Annotated in this window: 10 protein-coding genes; 4 read left to right on the plus strand and 6 right to left on the minus strand. The window is 69.0% G+C overall.

Annotation, left to right across the window (positions count from 1 at the left end; genetic code table 11):
• Positions 1–161 precede the first annotated feature (161 nt).
• From ACF8ME_RS21045 to ACF8ME_RS21055, 3 genes are all read left to right on the plus strand, one after another.
• Complete coding sequence (locus ACF8ME_RS21045; RefSeq protein ID WP_392418075.1) at positions 162–1499, plus strand: SPFH domain-containing protein; 1338 nt, start codon at positions 162–164, stop codon at positions 1497–1499.
• 3 nt (positions 1500–1502) lie between these two features.
• The gene (locus ACF8ME_RS21050) at positions 1503–2975 is read left to right on the plus strand and encodes a hypothetical protein (RefSeq protein ID WP_392418077.1); all 1473 of its coding nucleotides are present in this window, start codon (positions 1503–1505) and stop codon (positions 2973–2975) included.
• A 472-nt stretch (positions 2976–3447) separates the two neighbouring features.
• Positions 3448–5094 (plus strand): acyl-CoA synthetase, encoded by a 1647-nt coding sequence (locus ACF8ME_RS21055; protein ID WP_034364211.1) that lies wholly within the window; start codon positions 3448–3450, stop codon positions 5092–5094.
• A gap of 27 nt (positions 5095–5121) precedes the next feature.
• Here ACF8ME_RS21055 and ACF8ME_RS21060 read toward each other — a convergent pair whose 3' ends face one another.
• From ACF8ME_RS21060 to ACF8ME_RS21070, 3 genes are read right to left on the minus strand one after another with little or no spacing between them, the layout of a single operon-like run.
• A complete protein-coding gene (locus ACF8ME_RS21060) occupies positions 5122–5457 on the minus strand; it encodes an SMR family transporter (RefSeq protein ID WP_012206837.1) in 336 nt (111 codons plus the stop codon).
• 2 nt (positions 5458–5459) lie between these two features.
• A complete protein-coding gene (map, locus tag ACF8ME_RS21065) occupies positions 5460–6266 on the minus strand; it encodes a type I methionyl aminopeptidase (protein WP_209801575.1) in 807 nt (268 codons plus the stop codon).
• Positions 6263–6538: a ParD-like family protein gene (locus ACF8ME_RS21070; RefSeq protein WP_016447576.1), complete on the minus strand. Its 276-nt coding sequence runs from the start codon at positions 6536–6538 to the stop codon at positions 6263–6265. Before ACF8ME_RS21070 ends, map begins: the two co-directional genes overlap by 4 nt.
• Before the next feature lie 396 nt (positions 6539–6934).
• Here ACF8ME_RS21070 and ACF8ME_RS21075 point away from each other — a divergent pair, with 396 nt between their 5' ends.
• Positions 6935–8257 carry an NAD(P)/FAD-dependent oxidoreductase gene (locus ACF8ME_RS21075; protein ID WP_043790781.1) on the plus strand — a complete coding sequence of 441 codons (1323 nt, stop codon included), beginning with the start codon at positions 6935–6937 and terminating at the stop codon, positions 8255–8257.
• Positions 8258–8273: 16 nt separating this feature from the next.
• Here ACF8ME_RS21075 and ACF8ME_RS21080 read toward each other — a convergent pair whose 3' ends face one another.
• The 3 genes from ACF8ME_RS21080 to ACF8ME_RS21090 form a co-directional block, all read right to left on the minus strand.
• The gene (locus ACF8ME_RS21080; RefSeq protein WP_392418078.1) at positions 8274–9887 is read right to left on the minus strand and encodes a phospholipase D family protein; all 1614 of its coding nucleotides are present in this window, start codon (positions 9885–9887) and stop codon (positions 8274–8276) included.
• A 23-nt stretch (positions 9888–9910) separates the two neighbouring features.
• Positions 9911–11140, minus strand: a complete 1230-nt coding sequence (gltS, locus tag ACF8ME_RS21085; RefSeq protein WP_016447573.1) for a sodium/glutamate symporter — start codon at positions 11138–11140, stop codon at positions 9911–9913.
• 137 nt (positions 11141–11277) lie between these two features.
• Positions 11278–12912 carry an alkaline phosphatase D family protein gene (locus tag ACF8ME_RS21090; RefSeq protein WP_392418080.1) on the minus strand — a complete coding sequence of 545 codons (1635 nt, stop codon included), beginning with the start codon at positions 12910–12912 and terminating at the stop codon, positions 11278–11280.
• Between the last annotated feature and the right edge of the window lie 54 nt (positions 12913–12966).

The following is a 12966-nucleotide window of genomic DNA, read 5'->3' on the forward strand; positions in this document are numbered from 1 at the left end:
GCCGGTGTGAGCGCTTTGGTCCGTGCGCTGCGTTGTTGCTTCCGGGGTGGATCCGAACAATCGGTCCTCAATGAGCCACCCCTGTTTCCGGTGCCTCAGAAACAACCAACAACAGCCAACAACAGCCAACAACAGCCATCACAGCCGAGAGAGAGAACACCATGAAAGCCACCTGGAACCGCATCATGCAGGCCCTGACGGGCCGCAAGTCCGCCCGCCTGGACGGAGCCGGCACCGCCGATTCCTCCGAGCCTGCAGCCGACGCCGGCACGCTGCCGGGCAACGCGCCCCGCCGCCAGCCCGTGGACTGGGCAGTCCTGCTGCCCACGGCACGTACCGTGCGCTGGCTGGCCATCGGCGCCGTGGTGGTGGCGGCCGGCCTGGTGGTGGTGCGCAACCCGCCCGTGCAGCACCTGGAGCAGGGCACGCTGGGCGTGCGCCTGAACCAGTTCACGGGCTCCGTCAGCCTGTGGCGCGATGGCAGCGTGTGGGTGGTTCCGGGCCTGCACACGGTGCGCGTGTTCTCCCTGCGCGACCAGAGCTACCGTCCGGAGGCCATGCGCCAGGCCAATGGCAGCGCACCCCTGCAGTCGGTCGAGGGCCTGTCCCTGGGTCTGGACCTGAACGTCCGCTATGCGCTTGATCCCGCATCGCCCGCCGTCAAGGCCGGCAACCTGCCTCTGGACATAGGCGGCGACATCGTGGAGCCCGCCGTGCAGGGCTTGGTCTACAAGGTGTTCGCACGCTACACCGTGCGCGAGATTTTCTCGACCAAGCGTGCCGAGATCGCCCAGATCATGGAAACCGAACTGCGCACGCGCCTGGCGGCCGACGGCGTCACGCTGCGCAGCATCCAGATCGGCAAGGTGGACCTGCCCGCCGAGTACCGCCGCGGCATGGACAGCCTGCTGGCCGAGGAGCTGGCCTCCGAGAAGATGCGCTACACGCTGGAGCTCAAGGACAAGCGCGTCAAGGAAACCGAGCTGGACGCCAATGCCGACAAGGTGCGCCGCGAAGTGGCCGCCGAAGCCGCCGCACGCGAGCAGGTGATTGCGGCGCGTGCCCAGGAAGAGGCCATGAAGCATGTGCTGCCCTTCAAGCAGCGCCAGATCGAGCAGCGCCAGCTGGAGGCCGAGGCCGAGCGCGTGGCCCGCGTGAAAGCCGCCGAGGGCAGCGCCCAGGCCCGCCGCATCGAGGCCAACGGCGAAGCCGATGCACGCCAGAAGCTGGCCGAGGCCGAGGCCTTCCGCATGGACCGCCTGGGCAAGGTCAACGCCGAGCAGATGGCGCGCGAAGGCACCCTGGTCACGCGCTACCCGCTGCTCATCCAGAAGACGCTGGCCGACAAGCTCTCGGACAAGATCCAGGTCATCATCGCGCCCCCGCCGGCCAATGGCGACTTCATCGGCGCGGCCCTGCTGGGCGGCAGCCGCAATGCACAGGCCGGCGCAGCCTCCGTGGCGGCCGAAGATGCCAACGCAGCCGTTCAGGAGCAATAAGCCATGCTGACCGTATCGACCTTGGCCGCCGCAGCGCTGGCCACCGGCATGGGCAGCGCCATCGTGGTGCAGGACCAGGCCAGCCTGCGCGCCGCGCCGCGCGATGGCGCCCAGCAGCAGGCCAGCCTGTGGCAGGGCGAGGTACTGGAGATCAGGGGCGAACGCCTGGACTACCTCCAGGTCTGGGACCACAAGCGCGAGCGCGGCGGCTTCATCCGCGCCAGCGATGTGCGCCGTGTGGCCCTGACAGAGGCCGATGCCCCCGCGCTGCTGGCCGTGCTGCGCTTCGTGCAGGACACGCCCGGTGCCGAGGCGCTGGGCATCGGCCTGGCGGCCGCCTACCTGCAGGCCGCGCCCGCCAGGACCCTGGCCGGCGCCGAAGGCGCGCAGGCCTTCGACGCACTGGGCGGCTTTGCCGACCGGCTGGCGCGGCGCGCCTCCGCCGCTGTGCCCGGCAAGGCCTCGGGCGCCACGCTGTCGGCCCACCTGGATGTGGCCAACGGCTACGGCCTGCGCTTTGCGACCTATGAGGTCGAAGGCCGCATGCAGGTCTGCTATGAAGGCGAATTCTTCCGCCGCGTGCTGGCCATGCCCGCCGCCGACGCGCCGCAGCGCGCCCGCGCCGCCCTGGCGCTGACACGGCCCGAATGCGTGGACCCCGATCTGCCGGCCCATGAGCGCGCCCGCATGCATGCCTGGCAGGCCGATGTGCTGGAGCGCGTGGACGTGACCGGCCTGCCGCCCTACCTGCGCGGCCGCGTGCAGATGCGCCGCGCCAGCGTGTGGGCGGCGCTGGCCTTTCAGCAGGCGCGCAAGAGCATGGCCGACCCTGCCGTGGCGGCATCGGCCGCCCGGGCGCTGGCCGAGTTCACGGGCGTCAGCAAGTCCGAGCTGCCCGATGAAGACCAGAGCGCCTACAACGACGCGGCCATGCGGGTGAGCGCCGTGCGCTGGGCGCTGGCGCCTGTTGCTGCTGCGGCTCCTGCTGCCGGAGCCCGCCCGACGCTGCTGACCGAGCCCGGTGCTCCCGGCGAAACCTGCGTGCTGCTGGTGGACGCCCAGCACGGCGCCAAGGCCCCTTTGCTGCGCCGCTGCACCTATGGCGTGGTGTGGGCCGCATCGGCCAGCACCAACCGCGAGGGCACGGCCGTGGCCCTGGCCGTGCAGCCGCTGGAAGGCTGGCGCGAACTGTGGGTGCTGCGCAAGACCGAAGGCGGCTGGCTGGCCGATGTGCTTCCCCCCGCCGCCACCGCGCCGGAGACCGGCGTGGCCGAATGGGCGGGCTGGGTGCCTGGCGGCCAGCTGATGCTGGTGGCGCGCGAGGCCCGTGGCCAGGGCCGCTACCGCAAGAGCTTCGAAGTGGTGCGGCTGGACGGCCTGGCCACCGAGCGCGTGACCGGCGATGTGTCTGCCCTGCCGCTGTTCCAGCGCTGGCAGGACCCGGCCTGGAAGCGCCAGTCCCTGAGCCTGCGCTGAAGCAAAAAAAAAGCCTGCACCGGTGGGGTGCAGGCTCGTCTCCAACGATGCCTGGAGCGTTGCCAGGCGACTCCTCTAGGAACTCCTTGTTCGCCTTCCAGCGGCGCTGGCCGGCGAATCCAAGCGGCGATTCTACGAGTGAAGCCGGGGCCGTGCGGCCGAGTCATCTGATAAATGATGTCTTATAGAGGACTGTGGTTGTGCAGTCGCCTGGGAGACAGTCGGGGGCGCGTCTGCAGGCAGGTCAAGTGATTGTTTTGCATGAGTATTTTCAATTTCCATGAAATTCTGAAAGTTGTGATGCCCTGCAAAGACCATGCATGCCGCTTTGGTTATCCGGGCCTGTGCGGTGGCGCGCCCGGTGGTCGCGCATCAAGCTTGTGTAAGCCTGTCTTGCTATATCTTCAGGTTTCGCCAGTCTGCAATGGCAGACCTGCATCACACCAAGAACCCCAGCGAACCGGAGACCACGATGACCCACATTTACGACCAGCACCTGGACCGCAACAGCGCCAACCATGCGCCGCTCAGCCCCTTGGGCTTCATCGCCCGCACGGCCGAGGTCTATCCCGAGCGGCTGGCTGTGGTCCACGGCACGCTGCGCCGCAACTGGGGCGAGACCTATGCGCGCTGCCGCCAACTGGCCAGCAGCCTGCACAAGGCGGGCGTGGGCAAGAACGACACCGTGGCCGTGATGCTGCCCAATACGCCGCCCATGGTGGAGGCGCATTTCGGCGTGCCCATGGCGGGGGCCGTGCTCAATGCGCTGAACACGCGGCTGGATGCGGAAACCATCGCCTTCATGCTGGATCACGGCGAGGCCAAGGTGCTGATCGTGGACCCGGAGTTCACGGGCGTGGTGGCCAAGGCGCTGAAGCTGCGCCAGCGCAGCGCGCCGCTGCTGGTGATCCAGGTCGAGGACGCGCTGTACGGACCGGCCGCCGAGCAGGTGGGCAGCCTGGACTACGACGATTTCGTGGCCGGCGGCGATGCCGGTTTCGACTGGCAGCTGCCCGCCGACGAGTGGGACGCCATTGCGCTGAACTACACCAGCGGCACCACGGGCAACCCCAAGGGCGTGGTCTACCACCACCGGGGTGCGGCCATCAATGCCATCAGCAATGTGCTGGAGTGGGACATGCCCAAGCACGCCGTTTACTTGTGGACCCTGCCCATGTTCCATTGCAACGGCTGGTGCTTTCCGTGGACGGTGGCGGCACGCGCGGGGGTCAATGTCTGCCTGCGCAGGGTGGAGGCGCAGGCCATCTTCGACGCCATCCGCAACCACGGCGTCACGCATTACTGCGGCGCGCCCATCGTGCACGGCCTGCTGGTCAACGCGCCGGCCGCCATGAAGGAGGGCGTGCCCGCCGGGGTCAAGGCCATGGTGGCGGGCGCGGCGCCGCCGGCGTCGATGATCGAGGGCATGGAGCAGCTGGGCTTCGACATCACCCATGTCTACGGCCTGACCGAGGTCTATGGCCCGGCCACGGTCTGCGCCAAGCACGCAGCCTGGGATGGGCTGGACATCGGCGAACGCGCGCGCCTCAATTCCCGCCAGGGCGTGCGCTACCACCTGCAGCGCTCGGCCAGCGTGCTCGATCCCGAGACCATGGAGCCCGTGCCCCATGACGGCCAGACCATGGGCGAGATCATGTTCCAGGGCAACATCGCCATGAAGGGCTACCTGAAGAACCCGCAGGCCACGGACGAGGCCTTCCGCGGCGGCTGGTTCCACACGGGCGACCTGGCCGTGCAGCATCCGGACGGCTATATACAGATCAAGGACCGCAGCAAGGACATCATCATCTCGGGTGGCGAGAACATCTCGTCCATCGAGGTCGAGGACGTGCTCTACCGCCACCCGGCCGTGATGGCCGCCGCCGTGGTGGCCAAGCCCGATCCCAAGTGGGGCGAGACGCCCTGCGCCTTCATCGAGCTGAAGGCCGGCGCGCAGACCACGGCCGAAGACATCGTGGCCCACTGCAAGAAGCACCTGGCCGGCTACAAGGTGCCGCGTGCCGTGGTCTTTGGCGAGCTGCCCAAGACCAGCACGGGCAAGATCCAGAAGTTCGAGCTGCGCCGCCAGGCCGGATCGGTCCAGGCCATCACGGGCTGAGGGCCGGGCCGCAGCGCGGGCAGCGGCTCAGTGTCCGGCCGTCTTGGAAAACAGCTGGATGACCAGCACGCCCGCCACGATCAGGCCCATGCCCGCCAGCGCGGGCAGGTCCAGCGTCTGGCCCTGCCAGAGCCATCCGACCAGGGAGATCAGCACGATGCCCGCGCCCGACCAGATCGCATAGGCCACGCCCGTGGGCACGGTGCGCAGCGTCAGCGACAGGAAGTAGAAGGCCAGCGCGTAGCCCAGGACCGTGACCACGCTGGGCCACAGCCGCGTGAAGCCTTCGGACTGCTTGAGGCAGGAGGTGGCCGCCACCTCGGCGACGATGGCCAGGCCCAGGTACAGGTAGTTGGACGCCATGCTCAGATGGCCGCGTAGCTGCCCGTGCCCTCGGGCCAGCGCGTGAGCACGTCGAAGCCCGTGTCGGTCACCACCACCATGTGCTCCCACTGGGCGGACAGCGACTTGTCGTTGGTGATCACCGTCCAGCCGTCGGCCAGTTCGCGCGTGGCCGCCTTGCCGGCGTTGAGCATGGGCTCGATGGTGAAGATCATGCCGGCCTCCAGCACCATGCCCTGGCCGGGCTGGCCGTAGTGCAGCACCTGGGGGTCGTCGTGGTAGACCTTGCCGATGCCGTGGCCACAGTACTCGCGCACCACGCTGAAGCGCTCGCGCTGGGCCACGGTCTGGATGGCATGGCCGATGTCGCCCAGCGTGGCGCCGGGGCGCACGGCGCGGATACCGGCCAGCAGGGCCTCGTAGGTGGTCTCCACCAGGCGGCGCGCCTGGTTGGAGGGCTGGCCCACGTAGTACATGCGACTGGTGTCGCCGATCCAGCCCTCGGGCGTGGTCACGGCCACATCGACATTGAGGATGTCGCCCTCGCGCAGGATCTGCCGGGCGTCGGGAATGCCGTGGCAGACGACGTGGTTGGGCGAGGTGCAGACCGACTTCGGAAAGCCGTGGTAGCCCACATTGGTGGGCACGCAGCGCAGTTCGTCGACGATGAAGTCATGGCAGAGCCTGTCCAGGTGCTCGGTGCTGACGCCTGGCTGCACGTGGGGCACCAGCATCTGCAGGACGCGGGCGGCCAGGCCACCGGCCTTGCGTGATTGCCCGATATCGAGGGCATCGTGCAGCGGGACGCTGCGCAGCTTGGCGCCCCTCATTGCAGGCCTTCCGACAGGCGCACGGGGCGCGGGCGGCGTGCTGCCGTATCGGCGGGAGCCGGCGCCGCTTCGGGCTCGCCCAGCTTCAGCGTGGCCGCGGCCTCTTGCAGCAGCAGGGCGCAGATGCCTGCGTAGTCGAGATGGGGATGGTGTTCGGCCAGCTGGCCGACACGCAGCCAATGCTCGGCCTGGGCGTTGATGGATCGACCCAGGGCCGCGCTGGACAGGCGGATCTGGTCGTGCAATTGGTCGGATATTTTGACGATTCCCATGGGGTGGCGATCATACGGGGAATATACGTTTCGTATATTGACAATCGCAAATCGCGGGCCCGGCGGCGGGGCATTCGTGCAGGCCTGCAGATGCAGGCCGTCATGTCGTCGTCGATGCTGCGTGACGTAGGCGGTGGATGCTCTTGTGTTGATAGCGCAATGATCCGTCCGGCTGGCCATCCGGCAGGGATGAGGTTTTTCCTGCAGCGCGGTCCTGTACAAGACTGGGCCTTGCACGATCGCTGGTCTTCTATCAGATATCTGTTGCAGATCTGGGGCTTACCCCTAGCAAGTCGCCTGCTACCCAAACTGACAAGAATCAAGACTGTCTGGAAGCGAATGTCCTGCAAGCCGGCGCATGGTGCGGCCGGCCGGGCCTTCCGGCAGGGAGCAGCAATGGGCAAGGAACAAGAAGCGGGTTCGGCAACGGCATCGGGCGGGGCGCGCATCGTCGTCGTGGGCGGTGGCGTGGCGGGGCTGGAGATTGCCACGGCGCTGGGCAAGGGGCGCACGGGGGCCATCGGCTCCGTGACCCTGGTGGACAGCGATTCGGCCCATGTCTGGAAGCCCATGCTGCACACCATTGCGGCCGGCACGCGCGACCTGGCCCAGCAGCAGACCACCTACCTGGCCCAGGCCAGCGACGCCAGCTTTGCCTACCAGCCCGGCGAAATGTGCGGCCTGGACCGCGAGGCCCGCGAGGTGCTGCTGGCCCCCATCGAGGCGCCCGATGGCCGCGAGATCGTGCCGGGCCGGCGCATTGCCTACGACAGGCTGGTGATCGCCGTGGGCAGCGGCGCCAATGATTTCGGCACGCCGGGCGTGGACGAGCACTGCTTCATGATCGACTCGCGCCGCAAGGCCGATGCCTTCAACAGCGAGATCCGCCTGCGCATGGTGCGCTGCATGACCAGCGGCGAGCAGCTGCGCGTGGCCATCGTGGGCGGCGGCGCCACGGGCGTGGAGCTGGCGGCCGAGCTGGTGCAGCTGGCCGAGAGCGCCCGGGCCTATGGCGCGCTGGGCGAGGCCGCGCGCTTCGGCATCGTGCTGATCGAGGCCGGGCCGCGCCTGCTGCCCGGTTTTCCTGAAGAGATTTCCGAAGCCACGCGCCTGCGTCTGCAGGCCCTGGGCGTTTCGGTGATCGTCAACGGCCGCGTGCAGTCGGCCAGCGAAGAGGGGTTCGTTCTGGCCAGCGGCGAGTTCGTCCCCGCAGGCCTGCGCGTCTGGGCAGCGGGCGTGAAGGCCCCGGCCTTCCTGGCGCAGCTGGGACTGGAGACCACGCAAGGCAACCAGCTCAAGGTCAACGGCCAGCTGCAGACCAGCGACCCCCATGTCTACGCCGTGGGGGATTGCGCCAGCTTCACCCTGCCCGGCGCCAGCGTGCCGCTGCCGCCCACCGCCCAGGTGGCGCACCAGCAGGCCCGCTATCTGGTGGAGACGCTGCCGCGCCTGCTGAAGGAGCCGGGTTTCCGTCCCGAAGGCTTTGCCTACCGCGACTTTGGCGCCCTGGTGTCATTGGCTCATTACGACGCCTATGGATCGCTGGGCAAATTCGGCCTGTTCAACGGCGGCGTGATCCGCGGGCGCATGGCCATGCTGAGTCACATCATGCTGTACCGCTCGCACCAGGCCCGCATCTACGGCTTTTGGCGCGGCGGGCTGCTGTGGCTGATCGATTTGATGAATTCGCGCCTGCGCCCGTCGATCCGGCTGGACTGAGCGGCAGGGCCCGGCATCAAAGCAGCCCCTCGATGGGCAGCCAGCCCAGCACGCGCAGCATCAGGCGCTTGAATGCACTGCTGCCGGGCTCGGTGGTGGTGGTGAGTGGCTCAGGCGGCGTGCCGCTTTCCGTGGTCCAGCTCAGGCGGCCCTGTGCATCGATCTGCACGTGGTAGGCGGCGGACGGCAGGCTCTGGTCGAGCATGCGGCTCATCTGCGAAGCCATCTCGGGACTGTCGATCAGCAGGCCCATCTCGGTGTTGAGGTGGGCCGAGCGCGGGTCGAAGTTGAACGAGCCCACGAAGATGCGCTCGCCATCGACCGCAAAGGTTTTGGCATGCAGGCTGGAGCCCGAGCTGCCGGGGCGGCTGCCTGAGCCCACCCCCGCTTTCCCTGCCGATGCCGCTGCGGGCGAACGCGGGCCCGGGCTGGGTTCGTCGTCCTGCCTGCCGATCTGCCGGCGCAGCTCGTACAGCTGCACGCCTTCCTCGATCAGCGGGCGCCGGTAGCGGGCATAGCCGGCATGGACCACGGCCACGTCGGTCGCCTCCAGGCTGTTGGTGAGCACGCGCACGGCAATGCCCTGGCGGCGCAGGCTGGCCAGGGCGCGCACGCCGGCCTCGGTGGGCACGAAGTAGGGCGAGACCAGGTCCAGCTGGCGCTGCGGCTGGCCGATGGCCGGGGTCAGCTGGGTGATCAGCAGGCCCTCCTTGGGCACCTGGCCCAGCACCTTGGCCGGGTCGTCGCTGACCAGGGTGGCGCGGGCCCATTGCAGTGGCAGGCGGCCGGCCAGCAGCTCTTGCGTGAACGGGCTTTGCGCCACGGCGCGCACATAGGCCTGGGCCTCGGGGCGCTGCACCTCGGTGGCCAGGGCCTCGCTGGCGCGCGCCACCGCATAGTCGGGCAGCGGCGGCAGCAGGCTGGCCACGGGGTAGGCCGAGGCGCTGGCCCAGTACTGGTCGAACGAGTGCGCGATATCGGCCACCACCGGCCCCATGGCGACCACGTCCAGGTCGGCGAACAGCACGCCGTCGGTGGCCGCGAAGTACTCGTCGCCGATGTTGCGTCCACCCACGATGCTGGCCTGGCTGTCGGCCGTGAAGCTCTTGTTGTGCATGCGCCGCTGCGTGCGCGAGAAATCCGTCACATAGCCCAGCGCCTTGGGCGTGCGCTGCGCAAAGGGGTTGAACAGCCGTACCTCGATCTGCGGATGCCGGTCCAGCGCGCTGAGCTGGGTGTCCAGCCCCGCCGTGCCGCCGTCGTCCAGCAGCAGGCGCACGCGCACGCCCCGGTCGGCGGCCTGGCGCAGTTCGTCGAGCAGCAGGTGGCCCGTGGTGTCGTCACGCCAGATGTAGTACTGCACATCCAGCGTGCGCTGCGCCACGCGGGCCAGCAGGGCGCGCGCGGCGTAGGCATTGCGTGCATCGGACAGCGCGTGGATTGCGGTGAGCCCCGGATGCTGGTCCAGCAGCGGTGCCAGCGCCTGGCCCAGCAGCGTGGCCTGGGCGGCCTCGGGCGGCAGTGCCGTGGATTCGCTGCGGCCGGCCAGCGGCGGCAGGCTGCAGCCTGCCAGCAGCAGGGCCAGGACGAGCGCCTGGGTGGTGGCAAGGGCGCGGCGCAGCAGGGGCATGGTGCGTTCGGTGTTCGTAGTGGTCAGTGCAGCCAGCGTATGAACAGCTGGATCACGGTGGCATTGACGATGTCGACGAAGAAGGCGCCCACCATAGGGACGATGAGAAAGGCCTTGTGCGAGGGGCCGTACTGGTTGGTGATGGCCTGCATGTTGGCCACGGCCGTGGGCGTGGCGCCCATGCCGAAACCGCAGTGGCCGGCGGCCAGCACGGCCGCATCGTAGTTGCTGCCCATGATGCGGAAGGTCACCAGCGCGGCGTACAGGCCCATCACCAGGGTCTGGGCCGCCAGGATCACCATCAGCGGTGCCGCCAGCCCCGCCAGCTCCCACAGCTTGAGCGACAGCAGGGCCATGGCCAGGTAGATGGACAGCGAGGCATTGCCGAAGACGTCGATGGCCCGGTCGAATACCTGGAAGTGAAAGACATAGTCCAGCGTGTTGCGGATCAGGACGCCACCGGCCAGCGCCCAGACGAAGGTGGGCAGGGAGAACAGGGTGCCGGCGGTGAATTGCGTCATGAACTCGGCAAAGCCCAGGCAGCCCGCGAACAGGGCCAGTGTTTCTATGGCCGCGCTGGTGGTGATCAGGCGCGTCTGCTCGGGGTTCTCGAAGCCGCCGTGGCTTGCGCTTTCGCCCAGCGGGGGCTGTTTTTCGGGGGCGGCTGCGGGGTCATGCACGGCAAGCCTGCGGCGCGTGATCAGGGCCTTGGCCAGCGGGCCGCCGATCAGGCCGCCGATCACCAGTCCGAAGGTGGCACAGGCAATGCCCAGGGTGACCGCGCCCTGGATGCCGTATTCGCGCTCGAAAACCTGGCCCCAGGCACCTGCCGTGCCATGGCCGCCCGTCAGGGTGACGGAGCCTGCGATCAGCCCGAACAGCGGATCGAGCCCGAGCATCTTGGCCAGGCTCACGCCGACCAGATCCTGCAGGCTGATGAAGACGGCGACCACGGCCAGGAACAGCAGCAGCGAACGGCCGCCTTCGCGCAGCTTGGCGAAATTGGCGCTCAGCCCGATGGACGAGAAAAACACCAGCATGAAGGCCATCTGCAGCTCGCTGCTGAAGCTGAAGGTGCAGCCCAGGGTCTGGTTGAGCACGAACAGGGCGACGGCCACGACCAGGCCGCCGGCCACGGGCTCGGGGATGTTGAATTCGCGCAGCAGGCGCAGGTGCCGTACCAGCCATTTGCCCAGCAAAAGGACGAGGGCGGCGAAGATCAGGGTGTAGTAGGCGCTGAAAGTCAGGTGCATGGCTTCCGTTTTCCGGTGGGCGGGGCAAGGCAGCGCACCATACGATAGGCGGCATGCCGGGGGGCGATGTCAGGATAGCCACTGATTGCCAGGCCTGCTGAAAGTGCCCTTTGGTCGTGCCTTGCGTCAGTGCCCTGTCAGCTGGCTACGGGGCCGGGCCGCCTGTCCTCGACGGTGAAGCGGGCCAGCGTGTAGATGCGGCTGTCGGCTCGCATCGGGTTGGCCACGGCGCGCAGCTCGCTGGTCCAGCGCTCGGGCGTGATGTCGGCCAGCCCGTAGCCGCGTTCCTCGCAGCGTGCGTACAGCACCTGAGGGTTGTGGTCGACGATGGCATCGACCTTGGCCTGGGTGGTGCCGCTGCGCGAGGTGATGGAGGTGCTGCAGAACTCGCTGGCCACGACGGGATTGCGCCGCTCGGGCGCGGCCTCGGGATCGGCGTGCACGGCACAGACGTAGTTCTGGTGCAGGTCGCCGCCCAGCAGCACGCTGTTGCGCGGCGTGGGCTGGGCGCCCGGCGTGAGGTGGCGCACCAGGCGCTGGCGCGCGGCCGGGTAGCCGTCCCAGCTGTCCGTGGCCTGCGATCCCGAGGGCGGCCGGTGCGCCGACAGCAGGGTGGGCTGGGCCAGGATGCTCCAGCGCGGCCCCTCGCTGCCCTGGTGGCGGGCGTCCTCGGCCAGTTGGCGGTACAGCCACTGCTCCTGGGTCCAGCCCAGGAAGCTGCGCGCCGTGTCCGACAGGGCCGCACATTGCGCAGGGCGCACGCTGCCCTTGTCTGCCTCGCCCTCGATGCGGCAGGCCTGGGCGCTGCGGTACTGGCGGCCGTCCAGCAGATGCAGCCGGGCCAGCCGGCCCCATTGCAGGCTGCGGTACAGCTGCAGTCCGCCGCCGCCATGCGATGCCCCGGCGCCCGTCAGCGCGCTGGCGCGCAGCGGCATGTTCTCGTAGAAGGCCTGCCAGGCGGCCATGCGCCGGGCCAGGAAACGCGCGGCATCGCCCTGGCCCTGGTCGCCCGCGTAGTTGTTCTCCACCTCATGGTCGTCCCAGCCCACGGACCAGTTGCACAGGGCATGCGCGGCCTGCAGCAGCGGGTCGCTCTTGTGCAGGGCGTAGCGGTCGCGGTAGTCCTGCAGGGTCTGTGCGGCGCGCAGGTTGTGCGTGCGGGCCAGGCCCAGCGTCATGGCGGGCGTGGCGTATTCGTAGATGTAGTCGCCCAGGAAGATCACCAGGTCCGGCGCATCCTGCACCACCTGGCGCCAGGCCGCGTAGTAGCCGTGCTCCCAGCGCTGGCAGGAGGCATAGGCCAGGCGCAGGCGCTGCGGCATGCTGCCGGGGGCGGGCGCCGTGCGGCAGCGGCCCGTGCCGCTGACCGCCTGTCCCAGCATGAAGCGGTAGTGGTACCAGCGGTCGGGCGCCAGTCCCCCCACCTGCACATGCACGCCGTGGCCCCATTCGGGCTGGGCCATGGCCTCGCCGCTGCGCACGATCTGGCGGAACAGCGGGTCGTGCGCCAGCTCCCAGCGGATCTTGAGCGCAGGCATGGCCGTGGTGTCGGTCTCGCCCAGCTGTGCAAGCGGCGGCGTCAGCCGCGTCCACAGCAGCACGTTGTCGGGTTCGGGGTCGCCGCTGGCCACGCCCAGCGTGAAGGGGTTGTGCGCAGGCCGTTCGCCCAGGCGGGCCCATGCGGGCAACTGGCCCAGCGCCGTGGCCAGGCCCGAGCCGACCAGAAACTGGCGCCGCGGTGCAGGGACGGAGGCGCGGAAGGGCAGGTGCATGGCGGTTCGGGGCAGGTGGCGCAAAAAAGCGGGGAAAGACGGGGCGTGGCCCTG

Source organism: Delftia sp. WSY_7, from assembly GCF_043104845.1.
GTDB lineage: Bacteria > Pseudomonadota > Gammaproteobacteria > Burkholderiales > Burkholderiaceae_C > Comamonas > Comamonas tsuruhatensis.